At 60.3% G+C, this 18,417-nt stretch carries 20 protein-coding genes; 15 read left to right on the top strand and 5 right to left on the bottom strand.

Features of this window, described 5'->3' with window-relative positions; translation table 11 throughout:
* Positions 1 to 118: 118 nt before the first annotated feature.
* The 3 genes from gbcB (at position 119) to GHO03_RS05460 (ending at position 1,888) form a co-directional block, all read left to right on the top strand.
* Entirely contained in the window at positions 119 to 1,219 is a 1,101-nt protein-coding gene (gbcB, locus tag GHO03_RS05470; protein WP_094999833.1) for a glycine-betaine demethylase subunit GbcB, read from the top strand.
* A gap of 145 nt (positions 1,220 to 1,364) precedes the next feature.
* A complete protein-coding gene (locus GHO03_RS05465; protein ID WP_016782568.1) occupies positions 1,365 to 1,589 on the top strand; it encodes a hypothetical protein in 225 nt (74 codons plus the stop codon).
* Entirely contained in the window at positions 1,586 to 1,888 is a 303-nt protein-coding gene (locus GHO03_RS05460; RefSeq protein WP_094999834.1) for a cell division protein ZapA, read from the top strand. Before GHO03_RS05465 ends, GHO03_RS05460 begins: the two co-directional genes overlap by 4 nt.
* Before the next feature lie 133 nt (positions 1,889 to 2,021).
* Here the strand turns inward: GHO03_RS05460 and GHO03_RS05455 are convergent, their stop codons facing one another.
* A complete protein-coding gene (locus GHO03_RS05455) occupies positions 2,022 to 3,062 on the bottom strand; it encodes a low specificity L-threonine aldolase (protein WP_094999835.1) in 1,041 nt (346 codons plus the stop codon).
* Positions 3,063 to 3,410: 348 nt separating this feature from the next.
* On the opposite strand from GHO03_RS05455, the gene glyA reads away from it, so the two are divergent.
* The 7 genes from glyA to fdhA all read left to right on the top strand — a co-directional run bounded on the left by glyA (position 3,411) and on the right by fdhA (position 12,213).
* Positions 3,411 to 4,664 (top strand): serine hydroxymethyltransferase, encoded by a 1,254-nt coding sequence (gene glyA / locus GHO03_RS05450; RefSeq protein WP_094999837.1) that lies wholly within the window; start codon positions 3,411 to 3,413, stop codon positions 4,662 to 4,664.
* A 22-nt stretch (positions 4,665 to 4,686) separates the two neighbouring features.
* Positions 4,687 to 5,937, top strand: a complete 1,251-nt coding sequence (locus GHO03_RS05445) for a sarcosine oxidase subunit beta family protein (RefSeq protein ID WP_016782563.1) — start codon at positions 4,687 to 4,689, stop codon at positions 5,935 to 5,937.
* A 14-nt stretch (positions 5,938 to 5,951) separates the two neighbouring features.
* Positions 5,952 to 6,284 carry a sarcosine oxidase subunit delta gene (locus GHO03_RS05440; protein WP_094999838.1) on the top strand — a complete coding sequence of 111 codons (333 nt, stop codon included), beginning with the start codon at positions 5,952 to 5,954 and terminating at the stop codon, positions 6,282 to 6,284.
* Positions 6,281 to 9,298, top strand: a complete 3,018-nt coding sequence (locus GHO03_RS05435; protein WP_153399338.1) for a sarcosine oxidase subunit alpha — start codon at positions 6,281 to 6,283, stop codon at positions 9,296 to 9,298. The genes GHO03_RS05440 and GHO03_RS05435 overlap by 4 nt, the downstream gene beginning before the upstream one ends.
* Positions 9,299 to 9,310: 12 nt before the next feature.
* Positions 9,311 to 9,943 carry a sarcosine oxidase subunit gamma gene (locus GHO03_RS05430; RefSeq protein ID WP_094999980.1) on the top strand — a complete coding sequence of 211 codons (633 nt, stop codon included), beginning with the start codon at positions 9,311 to 9,313 and terminating at the stop codon, positions 9,941 to 9,943.
* 145 nt (positions 9,944 to 10,088) lie between these two features.
* On the top strand, positions 10,089 to 10,946 hold the full coding sequence (gene purU / locus GHO03_RS05425; RefSeq protein ID WP_016782559.1) for a formyltetrahydrofolate deformylase: 858 nt from the start codon (positions 10,089 to 10,091) through the stop codon (positions 10,944 to 10,946).
* A gap of 67 nt (positions 10,947 to 11,013) precedes the next feature.
* The gene (gene fdhA, locus GHO03_RS05420) at positions 11,014 to 12,213 is read left to right on the top strand and encodes a formaldehyde dehydrogenase, glutathione-independent (RefSeq protein ID WP_094999840.1); all 1,200 of its coding nucleotides are present in this window, start codon (positions 11,014 to 11,016) and stop codon (positions 12,211 to 12,213) included.
* A 119-nt stretch (positions 12,214 to 12,332) separates the two neighbouring features.
* On the opposite strand, the gene GHO03_RS05415 is transcribed toward fdhA, so the two are convergent.
* Entirely contained in the window at positions 12,333 to 13,007 is a 675-nt protein-coding gene (locus GHO03_RS05415) for an anti-sigma factor domain-containing protein (protein ID WP_095019602.1), read from the bottom strand.
* The gene (locus GHO03_RS05410; RefSeq protein WP_256668421.1) at positions 13,004 to 13,579 is read right to left on the bottom strand and encodes a sigma-70 family RNA polymerase sigma factor; all 576 of its coding nucleotides are present in this window, start codon (positions 13,577 to 13,579) and stop codon (positions 13,004 to 13,006) included. Before GHO03_RS05410 ends, GHO03_RS05415 begins: the two co-directional genes overlap by 4 nt.
* A 229-nt stretch (positions 13,580 to 13,808) precedes the next feature.
* Here GHO03_RS05410 and GHO03_RS05405 point away from each other — a divergent pair, with 229 nt between their 5' ends.
* The gene (locus tag GHO03_RS05405) at positions 13,809 to 14,366 is read left to right on the top strand and encodes a DUF2780 domain-containing protein (RefSeq protein ID WP_094999842.1); all 558 of its coding nucleotides are present in this window, start codon (positions 13,809 to 13,811) and stop codon (positions 14,364 to 14,366) included.
* Between the two features lie 3 nt (positions 14,367 to 14,369).
* Here GHO03_RS05405 and GHO03_RS05400 read toward each other — a convergent pair whose 3' ends face one another.
* A complete protein-coding gene (locus GHO03_RS05400; RefSeq protein ID WP_094999843.1) occupies positions 14,370 to 15,257 on the bottom strand; it encodes an acyltransferase in 888 nt (295 codons plus the stop codon).
* A gap of 222 nt (positions 15,258 to 15,479) precedes the next feature.
* Here GHO03_RS05400 and GHO03_RS05395 point away from each other — a divergent pair, with 222 nt between their 5' ends.
* Positions 15,480 to 15,980, top strand: a complete 501-nt coding sequence (locus GHO03_RS05395) for an ATP-dependent zinc protease (protein WP_095019604.1) — start codon at positions 15,480 to 15,482, stop codon at positions 15,978 to 15,980.
* Between the two features lie 122 nt (positions 15,981 to 16,102).
* Here GHO03_RS05395 and mtgA read toward each other — a convergent pair whose 3' ends face one another.
* Complete coding sequence (gene mtgA, locus GHO03_RS05390; protein WP_372241708.1) at positions 16,103 to 16,858, bottom strand: monofunctional biosynthetic peptidoglycan transglycosylase; 756 nt, start codon at positions 16,856 to 16,858, stop codon at positions 16,103 to 16,105.
* Positions 16,859 to 16,903: 45 nt separating this feature from the next.
* On the opposite strand from mtgA, the gene GHO03_RS05385 reads away from it, so the two are divergent.
* From GHO03_RS05385 to GHO03_RS05375, 3 genes are all read left to right on the top strand, one after another.
* Complete coding sequence (locus tag GHO03_RS05385) at positions 16,904 to 17,275, top strand: DUF423 domain-containing protein (RefSeq protein WP_094999845.1); 372 nt, start codon at positions 16,904 to 16,906, stop codon at positions 17,273 to 17,275.
* Positions 17,276 to 17,355: 80 nt separating this feature from the next.
* A complete protein-coding gene (gene thiS / locus GHO03_RS05380; RefSeq protein ID WP_016782550.1) occupies positions 17,356 to 17,556 on the top strand; it encodes a sulfur carrier protein ThiS in 201 nt (66 codons plus the stop codon).
* A 59-nt stretch (positions 17,557 to 17,615) separates the two neighbouring features.
* Positions 17,616 to 18,410 carry a thiazole synthase gene (locus GHO03_RS05375; RefSeq protein WP_019828053.1) on the top strand — a complete coding sequence of 265 codons (795 nt, stop codon included), beginning with the start codon at positions 17,616 to 17,618 and terminating at the stop codon, positions 18,408 to 18,410.
* The last annotated feature ends 7 nt before the right edge of the window (positions 18,411 to 18,417 follow it).

Raw genomic sequence — 18,417 nt, 5'->3', positions numbered from 1 at the left:
TGCTGTTTTCAGGGGCTGGTCGCGATAAGTATGTGGATGTCGCGAATGGATAAATGGCCGCTTCGGGGCATGCGCAGAATCGCCAGCAAGAGGCCGGCTGTCGGCCGTGGAGAAGCGCATGTCCAATAGCTTTCTGAACCCGGTAACCACCCAGACCTGGGCCAATGGCCGACACATCGTGCGATGCGTCAAAGTGATTCAGGAAACCTGGGATGTGCGCACCTTCTGTTTTATGGCCGACCAGCCGATCCTGTTCTTTTTCAAACCGGGGCAATTCGTGACCCTGGAGCTGGAAATCGACGGTGACCCGGTGATGCGCTCGTACACTATTTCCAGCTCACCCTCGGTGCCGTACAGCTTTTCGGTGACCATCAAGCGGGTGCCCGGTGGCCGGGTTTCCAACTGGCTGCACGACACCTTGAGCGAAGGCCAGGAGCTGGCCGTGCACGGGCCGGTGGGACTGTTTAACGCCATCGACGCGCCGAGCCCCAAAGTGCTCTATCTGAGCGGCGGTGTCGGTATAACCCCGGTAATGTCGATGGCACGCTGGTTTTACGACACCAACGCCAATGTCGACATGGTGTTTATCCACAGCGCCCGCTCGCCCAAGGACATCATTTATCACCGCGAGCTGGAGCATATGGCCTCGCGTATCGACAACTTCAGCCTGCACCTGATCTGCGAGAAGCACGGGCTGGGCGAACCCTGGGCCGGGTATCGCGGTTATCTGAATCATAAGATGCTCGACCTGATGGCCCCCGACTTCATGGAGCGCGAGGTGTTTTGCTGCGGGCCGACGCCTTACATGAACGCGGTCAAGCGCCTGCTGGAAAGCAACGGTTTTGACATGAGCCGTTACCACGAAGAATCCTTTGGCGCGACGCCGCCTGAAGTGCGGGCTGAAGCGGTAGAACAGGCCGAGCAGGCGGCGGACGCACCGGAGCTGGACGTGGCGGACTTGAACCAGGTGGAATTCACCGCGTCCGGCAAGAGCATTCGTGTGGGACCAGCCGAGACCGTGCATGCGGCAGCGGCCAAACTCGGACTGATGATCCCCAAGGCTTGCGGCATGGGCATTTGCGGGACATGCAAGGTGTTGAAACTGGGGGGGGAGGTGGACATGGAGCACAACGGCGGCATTACCGACGAAGATGTGGCCGAGGGTTATATCCTGTCGTGCTGCAGCGTACCGAAAGGGGATGTGCGGATTGAGTTTTGACGGGCTTTCGTGGCTCCAGAACCCTGGCAGGGAACAAAGGTTGCAAACCACAGTCTTTAGGGGTCTGAAAGCAAGGTTGCCGCTAGCTTAGCCGCTGACTTTTCTTTATCGTACGCGCCCTTCGAAACTGCTTGAGAACATCACCATGATTGAGTCATCCCTTAGCAAACTGGAACAACTGGTCAGCGACCTGGTACAGCAAAAACAAGAACTGCTGGATGCCAACGAGCAACTGAACACCGAACTGGCCCAGGCCCGTGACGAGAACGAAAGCCTGCAACTGACCCTGATGGAACAGGAAGAAAAGCAAGGCGCGACCGCAGCCCGCATCCAGGCACTGGTTGAGCGCGCGAGCCCTGTCAGCGCATGAGCCTTGACAGAGACGGAGTAAATGTCGTCTCGATTTTGGGTAACGACTACACGATCAAGGCGCCGGAGGGGGAGCAGAAAACCCTGATGGCGGCCACGGTCATGTTGAAAGCCGCCCTGGCCGAAACGAAAAGAAAGTACCCGAGCCTGATCGGGGACAAGCTGCTGGTGCTGGCAGCACTGAATCTGTGTTCAAAACAGATTGAGTTGCAACTGAGCCACAAACAGGAACTCGACCGTTATCAAGAGCAAGTCAGCGCCACGGTCGATGTGATTGAGCGAACCCTGGGGCAATCCTGACGGTTCGCAAACCAATCACCCCCTGTGGGAGCGGGCTTGCTCGCGATTCAGGCAACGCGGTTTGTCTGCACGACCGCGCTGATGCCATCGCGAGCAAGCCCGCTCCCACAGTGTTATTGATGTTACGTGCGCTTTAAGCGGACATCACTTCGCGAATATCCGCCGCAAGTTCCCGCACCCGTGCTTCCTCGGTATCCCACGAGCACATGAAGCGTGCCCCGCCCTTGCCGATAAAGGTATAGAAGCGCCAGCCCCTGGCGGTCAGTGCCGCTACGGCCGGTTCCGACAGTTGCAGGAACACGCCATTGGCTTCCACCGGAAACATCAGCTCGACCCCCGGAATGTCACTCACCAACTGACTCAGCAACTGCGCGCAGTGGTTGGCATGGCGCGAGTGTTTGAGCCAGGCGTCGTTTTCCAGCAGGCCCACCCACGGCGCCGATAAAAAACGCATTTTCGAAGCCAGTTGCCCGGCCTGTTTGCAGCGGTAGTCAAAATCCACTGACAAGGCATGGTCGAAAAACAGAATCGCCTCGCCCACCGCCATACCGTTCTTGGTGCCGCCAAAGCACAGCACATCCACCCCGGCTTTCCAGCTCAGTTCGGCGGGCGTGCAGCCCAGGAATGCGCAGGCATTGGAGAAACGGGCGCCGTCCATGTGCAACAACAGGCCCAACTCCTTGCAGGTGTCGCTGATCGCGCGGATTTCTTCAGGGCGGTACACGCTGCCGACTTCAGTGGCCTGGGTGATGGTGACCACCCGCGGTTTTGGATAGTGGATATCTTTGCGCTTGAGGGCGATCTCGCGGATTGACTCGGGGGTGATCTTGCCGTTTTCAGTGCGGGCGATCAGCAGCTTGGAGCCGTTGGAAAAAAATTCCGGAGCGCCACATTCGTCCGTCTCGACGTGGGCGGTCTCGGAGCAGATCACGCTGTGAAAGCTCTGGCACAGGGACGACAGCGCCAGGGAGTTGGCCGCCGTGCCGTTAAAGGCGAAATACACTTCGCAGTCGGTTTCGAACAGTTTGCGAAAATCGTTCGAGGCGCGCAGCGTCCATTCGTCGTCGCCGTAAGAGCGCTGGTGGCCGTGGTTGGCTTTTTCCATGGCGGACCAGACTTCAGGGCAGATACCGGAGTAGTTGTCGCTGGCGAATTGTTGGCTCTTGTCAGTCATTTCCCGGTTCCATGGTCGAATAGTGTTGTGCACTTTATCCAAGAATCTGGCAGGTGCACAGGCGCGACTTAAAGTGCGGAAATGCCCTACAAAAGAATAACCCAAAGGCCTGTAACAAAATGTGGGAGCGGGCTTGCCCGCGATGGCATCTCCCGGTTTCGCCAGACAAACCTCGCAGCCAGTATCGCGAGCAAGCCCGCTCCCACAGGGTTATGGGAAACCATGTCGTAAACGCACCATTGCGTGGCGTCCATGGGCATTTGGTCTGCCTGCGCCAGCTCTACCATCTGGCTCAAAGGGCATTAGCCCCACCGAGACCAAAAGGCGCGCTGGCGCTGGGAGAACGCGATGTTCAGCAAGCAGGATCAGATCCAGGGTTACGATGACGCCTTGTTGGCGGCCATGAATGCTGAAGATCAGCGCCAGGAAGATCACATCGAACTGATCGCCTCCGAAAACTACACCAGCCAGCGGGTGATGGAAGCCCAGGGCAGCGGTCTGACCAACAAGTACGCCGAAGGCTACCCAGGCAAACGCTATTACGGCGGCTGCGAACATGTGGATAAAGTTGAGCAGTTGGCCATCGACCGCGCCAAACAGTTGTTCGGCGCCGATTACGCCAACGTGCAGCCGCATTCCGGCAGCCAGGCCAACGCAGCCGTCTACCTGGCATTGCTCAACGCCGGTGACACCGTGCTGGGCATGAGCCTGGCCCATGGTGGTCACTTGACCCATGGGGCCAGCGTCAGTTTTTCGGGCAAGCTGTACAACGCCGTGCAGTACGGCATCGACACCAGCACCGGCTTGATCGACTACGACGAAGTCGAGCGTCTGGCTGTTGAACATCAACCCAAAATGATCATTGCCGGGTTCTCGGCCTACTCAAAATTCCTCGACTTCCCACGCTTTCGTCAGATTGCAGACAAGGTGGGAGCCTACCTGTTTGTCGACATGGCCCACGTTGCCGGTCTGGTCGCTGCCGGGTTGTACCCCAACCCGCTGCCGTATGCCGATGTGGTGACCACCACCACCCACAAAACCCTGCGCGGCCCCCGTGGCGGCCTGATTCTGGCCAAGGCCAACGAAGCCCTGGAAAAGAAACTCAATTCGGCGGTGTTCCCCGGCGGTCAGGGCGGGCCCTTGATGCACGTGATCGCGGCCAAGGCAGTGTGCTTCAAGGAAGCGCTGGAACCGGGTTTCAAAACCTATCAAAAGCAGGTCATCGACAACGCCCAGGCCATGGCCGAGGTGTTTATCAAGCGTGGCTATGACGTGGTCTCGGGTGGTACCGACAATCATCTGTTCCTGCTCAGCCTGATCCGCCAGGGATTGACCGGCAAGGACGCCGACGCCGCCCTGGGCCGCGCCCATATCACGGTCAACAAGAATGCCGTGCCTAACGACCCGCAATCACCGTTTGTGACCTCGGGCCTGCGTATCGGCACCCCGGCGGTGACCACCCGTGGTTTCAAAGTGGCGCAATGCACGGAGCTGGCAGGCTGGATCTGCGACGTTCTCGATCACCTCGGCGATGCCGATATCGAGGCCGATGTGGCCCGCCAGGTGACTTCGCTGTGCCAAGACTTCCCGGTTTATCGCTGAGCGCGTTTTTGGAGTAGATCCTATGCAACGGTATTCAGGCTTCGGCCTCTTCAAGCACTCCCTCAGCCACCACGAAAACTGGCAGAAGATGTGGCGCACGCCGACCCCGAAAAAGGTCTATGACGTGGTCATCGTCGGCGGCGGCGGCCATGGTCTGGCAACTGCTTACTATCTGGCCAAGGAACACGGCATCACCAACGTGGCCGTGGTTGAAAAAGGCTGGTTGGGTGGCGGCAACACGGCACGCAACACCACCATCGTGCGCTCCAACTATTTGTGGGACGAGTCGGCGCACCTGTACGAACACGCGATGAAGCTATGGGAAGGTTTATCCCAGGACTTGAACTACAACGTGATGTTCTCCCAGCGCGGCGTCTATAACCTGTGCCACACCCTGCAGGACATGCGTGACTCCGAGCGTCGGGTCAGCGCCAACCGCCTCAATGGTGTGGACGGTGAACTGCTCAACGGCAAACAAGTAGCGGACGAGATTCCCTACCTCGATTGCTCGAAGAACACCCGCTACCCGATCATCGGCGCCACCGTACAACGGCGTGGCGGCGTGGCCCGCCATGATGCCGTGGCCTGGGGCTTTGCCCGTGCCGCCGATGCTCTGGGCGTAGACCTGATCCAGCAAACCGAAGTGCTCGGCTTTCGCAAGGAAAACGGCGTGTGCATCGGCGTCGAAACCAGCAAGGGCTTTATCGGCGCCAAGCGCGTCGGTGTGGTCACGGCTGGCAACTCGGGGCATATGGCGCGTCAGGCCGGCTTTCGCCTGCCGATCGAATCCCACCCGCTGCAAGCGCTGGTGTCGGAGCCGATCAAGCCGATTATCGACAGCGTGATCATGTCCAACGCCGTACACGGCTATATCAGCCAGTCCGACAAGGGCGACCTGGTGATCGGCGCGGGTATCGACGGCTGGGTCGGCTACGGCCAGCGCGGTTCGTACCCGGTGATCGAGCACACGATCCAGGCGATTGTGGAAATGTTCCCTGTGTTGTCCCGCGTGCGCATGAACCGTCAGTGGGGCGGCATCGTCGACACCACACCCGACGCCTGCCCGATCATCTCGAAAACCCCGGTGCCCAATCTGTTCTTTAACTGCGGCTGGGGCACGGGTGGATTCAAGGCCACGCCGGGTTCGGGCAACGTGTTCGCTGCCAGCCTGGCCAAGGGCGAGATGCACCCGCTGGCCGCGCCGTTTTCCATTGACCGGTTCCACACCGGTGCCCTGATCGACGAACACGGCGCTGCCGCTGTCGCCCACTAACAGGAGAAATACCCATGTTGCATATCTTCTGTCCCCATTGCGGCGAGCTTCGCTCCGAAGAGGAATTCCACGCCAGCGGCCAGGCGCATATCCCGCGCCCGCTCGACCCTGGCAGTTGCACCGACGCTGAATGGGGCGACTACCTGTTCTTTCGCGACAACCCCCGTGGCCTGCACCACGAACTGTGGAACCACGTCGCCGGTTGCCGGCAGTTTTTCAATGCCACGCGCAATACCGTGACCTACGAAATTCTTGAAACCTACCTGATCGGCAGCAAGCCGCAGTTCACTGAGCAGGCAGTACCTGCGGCCACCACGGCCACCCGCGAGCTGGGAGAAAAAGTATGAGCCAGACCCATCGCTTGCCCAATGGCGGCCGCGTTGACCGCACCAAGGTGCTGAGCTTCACATTCAACGGTCAACAATACAAAGGCTACGAGGGCGACAGCCTGGCGGCCGCTTTGCTGGCCAACGGCGTTGACGTGATTGGCCGCAGTTTCAAATATTCCCGGCCTCGAGGCATTTACGCCGCCGGTGCTGAAGAGCCCAACGCGGTGTTGCAGATCGGTGCCACCGAGGCCACGCAAATCCCCAACGTGCGCGCCACGCAGCAGGCGTTGTACCAGGGCCTGGTGGCCACCAGCACCAACGGCTGGCCCAACGTCAACAATGATGTGATGGGCATCCTCGGCAAGGTCGGCGGCAAGCTGATGCCGCCGGGCTTTTACTACAAAACTTTTATGTACCCGCAGTCGTTCTGGATGACTTACGAGAAGTACATTCGTAAGGCGGCCGGGCTGGGGCGTTCTCCTACACAGAATGATCCTGATACATACGACAACATGAACCACCACTGCGACGTGCTGATTGTCGGCGCAGGCCCTGCAGGTCTGGCCGCGGCACTGGCAGCAGCGCGCAGCGGTGCGCGGGTGATCATCGCCGATGAACAGGAAGAATTCGGCGGCAGCCTGCTCGACAGCCGCGAAAGCCTGGACGGCAAACCGGCCATGGAGTGGGTGGCCAAGGTGATCGCCGAACTCAAGACGCTACCCGACGTGATCCTGTTGCCCCGCGCGACGGTGAACGGCTATCACGACCACAACTTCCTGACTATTCACGAACGTATCACCGATCACCTCGGCGATCGCGCCCCTATCGGTCAGGTACGCCAGCGTATTCACCGGGTCCGGGCCAAGCGCGTGGTATTGGCCACCGGTGCCTGCGAGCGGCCGTTGGTGTACGGTAACAACGACGTACCGGGCAATATGCTCGCCGGAGCCGTGTCCACCTATGTGCGCCGCTATGGCGTGGCACCGGGCAAAAAACTGGTGCTCAGTACCAACAACGATCATGCCTACCGCGTAGCCCTGGACTGGCTCGACGCCGGCCAGCAAGTGGTTGCTGTTGCCGATGCACGCAGCAACCCCCGTGGTGCGCTGGTCGAAGAAGCTCGGGCCAAAGGCATTCGCATCCTCACCGGGAGTGCGGTGATCGAAGCCCGTGGCAGCAAGCATGTAACGGGTGCACGAGTGGCGGCGATCGACGTCAAGGCTCTCAGCGTTGCCAGCCCCGGCGAGTGGCTGGAGTGCGATTTGCTGGCCACTTCGGGCGGCTACAGCCCGGTAGTTCACTTGGCCTCGCACCTGGGCGGCAAACCGACCTGGCGTGAAGATATTCTCGGTTTCGTCCCCGGCGAAGCGCCGCAAAAGCGCGTATGTGTGGGCGGTATCAATGGTGTCTACCCGCTGGGCGACAGCCTGGCCGATGGTTTTGAGGGCGGCGCACGTGCGGCCAGCGAAGCCGGTTTCAAGGCCGTGGAAGGGGTGTTGCCCAAAGCCCTGAATCAGCTGCAGGAACCGACCCTGGCGCTGTTCCATGTGCCCCACGAAAAAGGTACGGCGCGGGCACCGAAGCAATTTGTCGACCTGCAAAACGACGTCACTGCTGCGGCCATCGAACTGGCGACCCGTGAAGGGTTCGAGTCGGTTGAGCACGTCAAACGCTATACCGCGCTGGGCTTCGGCACGGATCAAGGCAAGTTGGGCAACGTCAACGGCCTGGCCATTGCCGCCCGCTCGCTGAACGTGACCATCCCGCAGATGGGCACCACCATGTTCCGCCCCAACTACACGCCGGTGACCTTCGGCGCGGTGGCGGGGCGCCATTGCGGGCATATTTTCGAGCCGGTGCGCTACACCGCGCTGCAAGCCTGGCACGTCAAGCAAGGCGCTGAATTTGAAGACGTCGGCCAGTGGAAACGGCCGTGGTACTTCCCGCGTAACGGCGAAGACATGCATGCGGCGGTCAAGCGCGAATGCAAAGCGGTGCGTGACAGCGTCGGCATTCTCGATGCCTCTACCCTGGGCAAGATCGACATTCAGGGCCCGGATGCCCGCGAGTTTCTCAACCGTATCTACACCAATGCCTGGACCAAACTTGATGTGGGCAAGGCCCGCTACGGGCTGATGTGCAAGGAAGACGGCATGGTCTTCGACGACGGCGTGACGGCCTGCCTGGCCGACAATCATTTCGTCATGACCACCACTACCGGCGGCGCGGCCCGTGTGTTGCAGTGGCTGGAAATTTACCAGCAGACCGAATGGCCCGAGCTGAAGGTCTACTTCACCTCGGTCACCGACCACTACGCGACCCTGACCTTGTCCGGCCCCAATAGCCGCAAGTTGCTGAGCGAAGTGACCGACATTGATCTGGATCGCGAGGCGTTCCCGTTCATGACCTGGAAAGAAGGCCTGGTGGGCGGTGTGCCGGCGCGGGTGTTCCGTATCTCGTTTACCGGCGAGCTGTCCTACGAGGTCAATATCCAGGCTGACTACGCCATGGGCGTGCTGGAAAAAATCGTCGAGGCGGGCAAGCAGTACAACCTCACCCCTTATGGCACCGAGACCATGCACGTGTTGCGGGCCGAGAAGGGCTTCATCATCGTTGGTCAGGACACTGACGGTTCCATGACCCCCGACGACCTGAATATGGGCTGGTGCGTGGGCCGCACCAAACCGTTCTCGTGGATCGGCTGGCGCGGCATGAACCGTGAAGACTGCGTACGTGACCAGCGCAAGCAGCTGGTGGGGCTCAAGCCCATCAACCCGACCCAATGGCTGCCCGAAGGCGCGCAACTGGTGTTCGATGCCAAGCAGTCGATCCCGATGACCATGGTCGGCCACGTGATGTCGAGTTATGCCCACAACTCACTGGGTTATTCATTTGCCATGGGTGTGGTCAAGGGCGGCTTGAAGCGTATCGGCGAGCGGGTGTTCTCGCCCCAGGTCGACGGCAGCGTGATCGAGGCTGAAATTGTGTCTTCGGTGTTCTTCGACCCGAAAGGCGACCGGCAGAATATTTGAATGGGTGATCTCATGACCACAGCCAACGTATACCAACAGCGCCCGGAGTCGGGCGCCAAAGCCGAATCCTCGCTGCACCATGCCAGCCTGGCCGGCCTGATCGGCAAGGGCCGGAAAAACCCTGGCGTGACCGTACGCGAGAAAAAACTGCTGGGCCACCTGACCCTGCGCGGTGACGCCAAAGACCCGGCCTTTGCCGAAGGCGTGCACAAGGCCCTGGGCCTGGAACTGCCCGTGGCCCTGAGCCTGGTGGCCAACGCTGATACCTCGCTGCAATGGATGGGGCCGGATGAGTGGCTGCTGATCGTCCCCGGTGGCCAGGAGTTCGCCGTGGAGCAAGCCCTGCGGGCGGCGCTGGCGGGGCTGCATATTTCGGTGGTCAACGTCAGTGGCGGGCAGCAGTTGCTGGAGCTTAGCGGGCCGAAGGTGCGCGAGGTGCTGATGAAGTCCACCAGTTATGACGTACACCCCGACAATTTCCCGGTGGGCAAGGCGGTGGGCACGGTCTTCGCCAAGTCGCAGCTGGTGATTCGTCATACCGGCGAAGACACCTGGGAACTGCTGATCCGCCGCAGTTTTTCGGATTACTGGTGGTTATGGTTGCAGGATGCGGCGGCTGAATACGGGTTGAGCGTGGAGGCGTAAACCCGCCTGCTGTCCCCTGTGGGAGCGGGCTTGCTCGCGATGGCAGCCAGTCGGTCAACCGGATGCACCGAGTTGTTTGCATCGCGGGCAAGCCCGCTCCCACACCTGTACGTGCGCATTCCAACAACAACCAAGGACTCCCGCCATGAGCCGCGCCCCCGACACCTGGATCCTGACCGCCGACTGCCCGAGCCTGCTGGGCACCGTCGACGCGGTGACGCGTTATCTGTTTGAGCACCGCTGCTACGTCACCGAACACCATTCCTTCGACGATCAGCGTTCGGCGCGTTTTTTTATCCGCGTTGAGTTCCGCCAGCCCGACGGCTTCGATGAACATGAATTTCGCGCCGGCCTGGCCGAGCGCGGCCAAGCCTTTGGCATGACGTTCGAACTGACGCCGCCACACCATCGGCCCAAAGTGCTGATTATGGTGTCCAAGGCTGACCACTGCCTCAACGACCTGCTCTATCGCCAGCGCATTGGCCAGTTGTCGATGGACGTGGTGGCCGTGGTCTCCAATCACCCCGATCTGGAGCCTCTGGCGCAATGGCACGGCATCCCCTACCACCACTTCGCCCTCGACCCGGCCAACAAGCCTGCGCAGGAGGCCAAGGTTTGGCAGGTGATCGAAGACACCGGCGCCGAGTTGGTGATCCTCGCCCGCTACATGCAAGTGCTGTCCCCCGAGCTGTGTCGCAAGCTCGACGGCAAGGCGATCAATATTCACCACTCCCTGCTGCCCGGCTTCAAGGGCGCCAAGCCCTATCATCAGGCCTACGAGAAGGGCGTCAAACTGGTCGGTGCTACCGCCCATTACATCAACAACGACCTCGACGAAGGCCCGATCATTGCCCAGGGCGTCGAGGTGGTAGACCACAGCCACTACCCCGAAGACCTGATCGCCAAGGGCCGTGATATCGAAGCGCAAACCCTGGCGCGAGGCGTGGGCTATCACATTGAGCGGCGCGTTTTCCTAAATGGAGGTCGTACCGTGGTGCTGTGAGCCCGCGCCACCTTCTAAGCTGCAAGCAGCAAGTTAATCCCGCCAATAACAACTAAGGGTGAATACGATGGCTGACAATCGCGGTGTGGTGTACCTGGGCAACGGCCAGGTTGAAGTGCAAAGCATTCCTTTCCCCAAGATGCAGAACCCTCAGGGCAAGCCCATCCACCACGGCGTAATCCTGCGGGTAGTGTCGACCAATATCTGCGGCTCCGACCAGCATATGGTGCGTGGCCGCACCACGGCGCAAACCGGGCTGGTGCTGGGTCATGAGATCACCGGCGAGGTGATTGAGGCCGGGCGTGATGTGGAACACCTGAAAGTCGGCGACCTGGTTTCGGTGCCGTTCAACGTGGCGTGCGGCCGCTGCCGCAGCTGCAAGGAACAGAACACCGGCGTGTGCCTGACCGTCAACCCGGCCCGTCCCGGCGGCGCATATGGTTACGTGGACATGGGCGACTGGGTTGGCGGTCAGGCTGAATATGTATTGGTGCCTTACGCCGATTTCAACCTGCTCAAGCTGCCGAATCGCGATGCGGCGATGGAAAAAATCCGCGACCTGACCTGCCTCTCCGACATCCTGCCCACCGGCTATCACGGCGCCGTCACTGCTGGCGTTGGCCCTGGCAGCACGGTGTATATCGCCGGTGCTGGCCCGGTGGGGCTGGCGGCTGCGGCTTCGGCGCGCTTGCTGGGTGCGGCGGTGGTGATTGTCGGTGACGTTAATCCGATTCGTCTGGCCCACGCCAAGGCGCAGGGTTTTGAAATTGCCGACCTGTCCAAAGATACGCCCCTGCACGAACAGATCGCCGAACTGCTGGGCGAGCCGGAAGTGGATTGTGCGGTGGATGCAGTGGGTTTTGAAGCTCGCGGGCACGGCCATGACGGGGTCAAGCATGAAGCACCGGCCACGGTGCTCAACTCGCTGATGGGCGTGGTGCGGGTGGCGGGCAAGATCGGCATTCCGGGCCTGTATGTGACCGAAGACCCGGGTGCGGTAGACGCGGCGGCGAAGAAGGGCAGCCTGAGCATCCGCTTCGGGTTGGGCTGGGCCAAGTCCCACAGCTTCCACACCGGGCAGACGCCAGTGATGAAATACAACCGCCAGCTGATGCAGGCGATCATGTGGGACCGGATCAAGATCGCTGACATCGTAGGTGTTGAAGTGATCAGCCTGGACGACGCGCCGCGGGGCTATGGCGAGTTCGATGCCGGTGTGCCGAAGAAGTTCGTGATCGACCCGCACCGGATGTTCAGCAAGGCATAAACACCAGCGCCAACCCTGTGGGAGCGGGCTTGCCCGCGATTGCAGCACCTCGGTTATTGAGATGTACCGAGTTGTCTGCATCGCGAGCAAGCCCGCTCCCACAACTGCGTGGATTGTTTTTACAGGCTGGCCAGCGGCCCCTGATACAGCACGGGGCCCGTCGGCTGACCGGTGGGCGAGCCGCCTTGCGGTTCCAGGCTCACGGCGAGCACCACCGGCACCCTGATGAGTTGCTGCTGACTTTGGCTAAGGGTTATGCGGCCATCGCCATCGCGGGGGATCAGTCCAAGGGACACCGGTTTGCCTTCAACCGGTATCGCCCACAGTTCCAGGCTGCTGCCCCCATCCACCGCCGACAGCTCCAGCGGTTTTACTTTCAGATAATCGCTGTGGGCCTCGATGCTCAGGCCGGGCTGCGCAGTGCCGCTGAGCAGGGTGGCTTTGTATTGCACGCTGTCGCGGTTGTAGAGCAGGCCGGCAGTCACGACGATCAGCAATGAGCAGGCAAGTGCACTCAAACGCAGCCAGTTCCAGAACGGACGCTTTGCCGGCACATGCAGGGTTTGCGGCTCGATACGGGCCACGATGGCCCGCCACACGCGATCCGGTACGGGTTGCTCGATCAGTGGCTCGGTCAGCAGGTTGAGGTGTTCCAGCCAGCGGGCCAGTTCGGCGCGCAGGAGCGCGTCGCCCTGCAGCAGATGCTCAAAACGCCTGCGGGCCGTGGGCGGCATCAGCCCGATGGCGTAATCGGCGGTCAGCGCACGGCGTAACTCGGGTGTTTGATAGTTCATGATTCGAGGCACCTGCGCAGTCGCTGCATACCCCGGCGAATCCAGGATTTGACCGAACCGAGGGGTGCAGCCAGTTGCTGTGCCAGCTCGCTGGCGCTCAGCCCATGGAAGTAGGCGCTGGTGATGCTCTGGAGTTGCATGCCTTCGAGTTGTTCCAGGCACTGGTTGAGGGCGCAGGCTTCACGGGCGCTGCCCAGTTGGTCGAGGGCGCTGGGACTGTCATCGGCCACGTTGTCTTGCTGCTGGTCACTCAAGGGCAATTCACGGTGTTTGCGCAACTGGTCGATGGCCTGGTTGCGGGTGATGGTGATCATCCAGGTCAGCGGTGCCGACAAATGGGCTTCGTAACGTGAGGCGCTGTGCCAGATACGCACAAAACTTTCCTGCACCACATCCTCTGCCAGGTCGCGTCGGCCCATGCAGCGCAAGGCCACGCTGTACAAGCGCGGGGCCACGCTGCGGTAGAGGGTTTCAAAGGCGCGTCGATTACCCAATGAACATTGGGCCAACAGCTTTTCACGGTAATCGGTATTGGCGGTTAAAATAGCTGTTCTCCCCTCAAAAAAAGCCAGGACTTCAGACCAGTTGTCGGTTGAGGGTATAGGGTTGTTCCAATCATGTGAGTTACCTCGCTGCTCTGTATACGCAGGCAAGGGCTCAGCGGATGCACTCGTTTTCAATTAAGATTACAGACCGTTTGACCCGATAGTGGCACTTGGGAACATCTGCCCGGTTTTTGGGTCTTACCCATAGTTTTACCGCTCCCTGGCGGGCGGCTTTTTGGTTCTAGAGGTTGAAGCGATGAAAAAGTTGAGCGGCGTGGCACTGGCAACATTGATGACCGTGGCAGCGAGCCCGGTGTTCGCAGGTTTCAGCCTGAGCGACGTAGCCAACGTGGCCGCGCAGGTTCAGGGTGGCAACGGTAATGGCGCCACCACGGACAAATCGGCCCAGGCCGTGCAGATGCTGACCAAGGTCAACGAGCTGGGCGTCAAGCCTGAGCAGGCAGCGGGCGGTATTGGCGCGATGTTGAGCCTGGCGAAAAACCAGCTGACCTCCAGCGACTACTCCGAACTGACCCAGCAAGTGCCGGGCGTGAACAAGCTGGCTGGCGCCGGTGCCCTGGGTCAGTTGAGCCAGTTGGGCGGCCTGCTGGGCAAATCCAGCGGTGTTTCCGAGACCGCGACCAGCGCTGTCAGCAACGTGGCCAACACTGACCAGCTGAACGCCGCATTCACGGCGCTGGGCATGCAGGACGGTATGGTTGCCAAGTTTGCTCCGGTACTGCTGGACTACTTCAAGGGCCAGAACGTCAGCACTTCGCTGCTGAGCAAGCTGGGCAGCGCCTGGGGCGTTTAAAGGCTAGCCGCGCTCGGCACGCAAGGTGCTGATACGCTGGTCTTTCAGGGTCCAGAGCTGGTTGACCCAGCTCTGGACCTGCTCACGAAACACCGGGTCGTTTTCGTAATCCCCCTGCCACAATGCCGGATCCAGTTCGCGGGTCTGTATATCGACAATCACCTTGGGCACCTGCCCGCTGATCAACTGCCAAAAGCCCGGAATCTTTGCCTGTGGATACACCACAGTCACGTCGAGCACGGCATCCAGCTGTTCGCCCATCGCCGCCAGCACAAACGCCACCCCGCCTGCCTTGGGCTTGAGCAGCCAGGTATAGGGTGAATGTTGTTGCGCGTGTTTGGCCGGGGTAAAGCGCGTGCCCTCGAGGTAATTGACGATCGTCACCGGCTGGCGCTTGAACAGTTCGCAGGCCGCCCGGGTGATCTTCAGGTCTTCGCCTTTGAGCTGCGGATGTTTGGCCAGAAAGGCCTTGGAATAGCGCTTCATGAACGGGTAGTCGAGCGCCCACCATGCCAGGCCCAGAAAGGGGACCCAGATCAGTTCTTTTTTCAGGAAGAATTTGAAGAACGGCGTGCGCCGGTTCAGGCCCTGCATTAACGCGGGGATATCGACCCACGACTGGTGGTTGCTGATCACCAGATACGAGGTATCGCGGCTCAGACCTTCGGCGCCGCGAATATCCCATTGGGTGGGCAGGCACAGGGCAAAAATGCGTTTGTCGATTTCGGACCAGGTTTCGGCAATCCACATCACCGCCCGCGAATTGTAATCGCGCAGGCGCCCCGACGATGCCAGTTTGAGCAGGGCAAACAGCATCAACGGCCCGAACAGGATCAGGGTGTTGCACAGCAACAGCAGGGTAACCAGACAGCCGGTGAGCAGGCGGCGCATAAGCAACTCTTGAACGTTTAAGGACTGGCCATGATAAGCAGACTGGTGCTGAACGCCAAATCCATGGACCTTGTGGGAGCGAGCCTGCTCGCGATAGCCTCAACGCGGTGAAGCAGACTCACTAGGTCGCCAGTATCGCGAGCAGGCTCGCTCCCACACACCCAGTGTGAACCTACTGTGGATAAGTGGTCTAACTCTTACTTTTTCAAAGGAAATGCCTGCATGAAGTCTGTTCTTGCGTTGCTGTCTGTATTGGCGCTGCCGGTGATGGCCGCCGAGCCGACCCTTTACGGGCGTTACGAGTACATCAAATTGCCGGAAATCGGCGAGACCCTTAAAGCCAAGATGGACACGGGTGCCTTGACCGCGTCGCTGTCGGCCAAAAATATCCAGACCTTTACCCGTGACGGTGAAGAGTGGGTGCGCTTCCAGCTGGCCACCGAAGGTGCCAGCAGCAAAGTGTATGAACATAAGGTGGCGCGCATCAGCAAGATCAAAAGCCGCGCCGATGAAGATGAAGACCGGGAAACCCCCGAAAGCGCCAAGCGCCCGGTGGTCGATCTGGAAATGTGCCTGGGTGATGTCAAACGCACGGTGGAGGTCAACCTCACCGACCGGAGCAGCTTCAACTACCCGCTGTTGATTGGCGCCAAGGCACTGCGTGAGTTTGGTGCGGCGGTAAACCCGGCGCGGCGCTATACAGCGGACAAACCGGATTGCTGAGTGAGTGCTTGGCCCTCACCCCAGCCGCTTGATCGGGGTTGACGCGGATTTTGAATTCGCTGGAGATCGGCCCCCTCGCCCTTTGGGAGAGGGCTGGGGTGAGGGGCTTGCAGATTTTCAGGTTAGCCCGCCCAAGGCGCCTTGCGTGAGTTGTTCAGTGTGGTGAGATAGCTGTCGCCCCCCAACTGGCTCATCTGCTGACGAATCCACCCGGCGCGGCGGCTGACATAGGTGCTGGGGTGGCTTGCACTCCAGTTCAGCGGGCTGGGCAGCACGGCCGCCAGATAACTGGCCTGCTGGCGCGTAAGGTTTTTGGCACTCACGCCAAAGTGATGCTGCGCTGCAGCCTCGGCGCCGAACACGCCTTCATCCCACTCCGCACTATTGAGGTACACCTCAAGAATCCGCTGCTTGGGCCACAACACCTCGATCAACGCGGTAAACCAGGCTTCCAGGCCTTTGCGCAGCCAGCTGCGACCGGACCACAAAAACAGGTTCTTCGACACTTGCTGGCTCAGCGTACTGGCACCGCGCAGCGTTCCGCCTTGTTCGTTGTGGATCAGCGCAGCCCTGATCGCCCCGAAGTCAAAACCCCAGTGCTCGGGGAATTTCTGATCCTCACCTGCCATGACCGCAACTTTCAGTTCGTCGGATATTTCATCCCACGGCCGCCAACTGCGCTGCAGGTCAATCGGCTGGCCGTCAAGCCATGACTCGACCTTGCGTTCGACCATCAGCGCCGTGCCGGGAAGCGGTACCCAGCGAAAAACCAGCACCAGCAATGCGCTGCCCACTGCGAACCAGAGCAGGACCTTGAGAAAGCGATGAACAAGAAAACGCAGCATGGATAACTTGGCCGAACCCGTTGAGCGGGCCATTATACAGACCCTGCGCCATTCCATGATCCTGACTGGAGTAACCCCATGCTGCGCGTTTTTTTGATGCTGGCCGCATTCTTCGGCTTTACCGGTGTTGCTTTGGGTGCTTTCGCGGCCCATGGCCTTAAAGGCCGCCTGACTGAACAGTATCTGGCTATTTTTCATACAGGCGTGACCTACCAGTTGGTCCACACCCTGGCCCTGTTTGGCGTGGCCTTGCTGGCCACTCATCTGCCCGGGCGCCTGGTGACCTGGGCAGGTGTCTGTTTTGCTGTCGGCATTGTGCTGTTTTCCGGCAGCCTGTATGTGCTGACCATGACCGGCATCAGCAAGCTGGGGATCATCACGCCCTTCGGCGGCCTGGCATTTCTGGCCGGCTGGCTGTGTTTAGGGCTGGCCGCCTGGCGCCTGAGCTGAGCCTGCAAGATGAATGGCTTGGGTCGGCCTGACTGATCGGGCTAGAATGCTGGCCCCTTAAAATGAAGGCAGCGTCGCGCATGCTCATTCAGTTGAACGGTGAATCCTTTGAACTACCCGACGGCGAGACCGTCGCCGACTTGCTGGCCCGTCAGGAACTGACCGGCCGCAGGGTTGCGGTCGAGCTGAACCTGGACATTGTCCCGCGCAGCCAGCATGCCGAGACGGTACTCAAAGCCGGTGACCAGGTCGAAGTGGTGCATGCCATCGGTGGCGGCTAGGTTTTTGCCCTGCCCATCATGCTCGACCCGCAAGTGCACATAATTAAAGAGGATTCCCGATGAGCAACGTTCGCAGCGACAAGCCTTTTACCCTGGCCGGCCGTACTTACCAGTCGCGCCTGCTGGTGGGCACCGGCAAGTACCGTGACCTTGAAGAAACTCGCCTGGCCATTGAAGCCTCGGGTGCCGAGATCGTCACCGTCGCCGTACGCCGCACCAACATCGGTCAGAACCCGGGCGAGCCGAACCTGCTCGATGTGTTGCCGCCGGATCGCTACACCATCCTGCCCAACACTGCAGGCTGCTATGACGCGGTTGAAGCCGTACGTACCTGCCGCCTGGCCCGTGAACTGCTCGATGGCCACAAGCTGGTCAAGCTTGAAGTGCTGGCCGACCAGAAAACCCTGTTCCCCAACGTGATCGAAACCCTCAAAGCCGCCGAGATTCTGGTCAAGGACGGTTTCGACGTAATGGTGTACACCAGCGATGATCCGATCATTGCCCGCGAGCTGGAAGCCATGGGCTGTATTGCCGTGATGCCGCTGGCTGGCCTGATTGGCACCGGTCTGGGGATCTGCAATCCCTACAACCTGCGCATCATCCTTGAAGAAGCGAAAATTCCGGTACTGGTCGATGCGGGTGTGGGCACTGCCTCCGACGCGACCATCGCCATGGAAATGGGCTGCGAAGCGGTGCTGATGAACTCGGCCATCGCCAATGCCCAGCATCCGATCATCATGGCCGAAGCCATGAAACACGCCATTGTGGCGGGCCGCCTGGCGTACCTGGCCGGGCGCATGCCGAAAAAACTCTATGCCAGCGCCTCTTCGCCGCTGGATGGTCTGATCAAGTAAGAGCCAC

The organism is Pseudomonas sp. FSL R10-1339, assembly GCF_009600545.1.
GTDB lineage: Bacteria > Pseudomonadota > Gammaproteobacteria > Pseudomonadales > Pseudomonadaceae > Aquipseudomonas > Aquipseudomonas bubulae.
Note: the sequence above shows the minus strand (reverse complement) of the source record. Positions and strands in the feature narration are given on the sequence as shown.

Coding starts and splice junctions, on each gene's coding strand:
- gbcB (WP_094999833.1), top strand. CDS start 119: ATGTCCAATAGCTTTCTGAACCCGGTAACCACCCAGACCTGGGCCAAT.
- GHO03_RS05465 (WP_016782568.1), top strand. CDS start 1,365: ATGATTGAGTCATCCCTTAGCAAACTGGAACAACTGGTCAGCGACCTG.
- GHO03_RS05460 (WP_094999834.1), top strand. CDS start 1,586: ATGAGCCTTGACAGAGACGGAGTAAATGTCGTCTCGATTTTGGGTAAC.
- GHO03_RS05455 (WP_094999835.1), bottom strand. CDS start 3,062: ATGACTGACAAGAGCCAACAATTCGCCAGCGACAACTACTCCGGTATC.
- glyA (WP_094999837.1), top strand. CDS start 3,411: ATGTTCAGCAAGCAGGATCAGATCCAGGGTTACGATGACGCCTTGTTG.
- GHO03_RS05445 (WP_016782563.1), top strand. CDS start 4,687: ATGCAACGGTATTCAGGCTTCGGCCTCTTCAAGCACTCCCTCAGCCAC.
- GHO03_RS05440 (WP_094999838.1), top strand. CDS start 5,952: ATGTTGCATATCTTCTGTCCCCATTGCGGCGAGCTTCGCTCCGAAGAG.
- GHO03_RS05435 (WP_153399338.1), top strand. CDS start 6,281: ATGAGCCAGACCCATCGCTTGCCCAATGGCGGCCGCGTTGACCGCACC.
- GHO03_RS05430 (WP_094999980.1), top strand. CDS start 9,311: ATGACCACAGCCAACGTATACCAACAGCGCCCGGAGTCGGGCGCCAAA.
- purU (WP_016782559.1), top strand. CDS start 10,089: ATGAGCCGCGCCCCCGACACCTGGATCCTGACCGCCGACTGCCCGAGC.
- fdhA (WP_094999840.1), top strand. CDS start 11,014: ATGGCTGACAATCGCGGTGTGGTGTACCTGGGCAACGGCCAGGTTGAA.
- GHO03_RS05415 (WP_095019602.1), bottom strand. CDS start 13,007: ATGAACTATCAAACACCCGAGTTACGCCGTGCGCTGACCGCCGATTAC.
- GHO03_RS05405 (WP_094999842.1), top strand. CDS start 13,809: ATGAAAAAGTTGAGCGGCGTGGCACTGGCAACATTGATGACCGTGGCA.
- GHO03_RS05400 (WP_094999843.1), bottom strand. CDS start 15,257: ATGCGCCGCCTGCTCACCGGCTGTCTGGTTACCCTGCTGTTGCTGTGC.
- GHO03_RS05395 (WP_095019604.1), top strand. CDS start 15,480: ATGAAGTCTGTTCTTGCGTTGCTGTCTGTATTGGCGCTGCCGGTGATG.
- mtgA (WP_372241708.1), bottom strand. CDS start 16,858: ATGGCCCGCTCAACGGGTTCGGCCAAGTTATCCATGCTGCGTTTTCTT.
- GHO03_RS05385 (WP_094999845.1), top strand. CDS start 16,904: ATGCTGCGCGTTTTTTTGATGCTGGCCGCATTCTTCGGCTTTACCGGT.
- thiS (WP_016782550.1), top strand. CDS start 17,356: ATGCTCATTCAGTTGAACGGTGAATCCTTTGAACTACCCGACGGCGAG.
- GHO03_RS05375 (WP_019828053.1), top strand. CDS start 17,616: ATGAGCAACGTTCGCAGCGACAAGCCTTTTACCCTGGCCGGCCGTACT.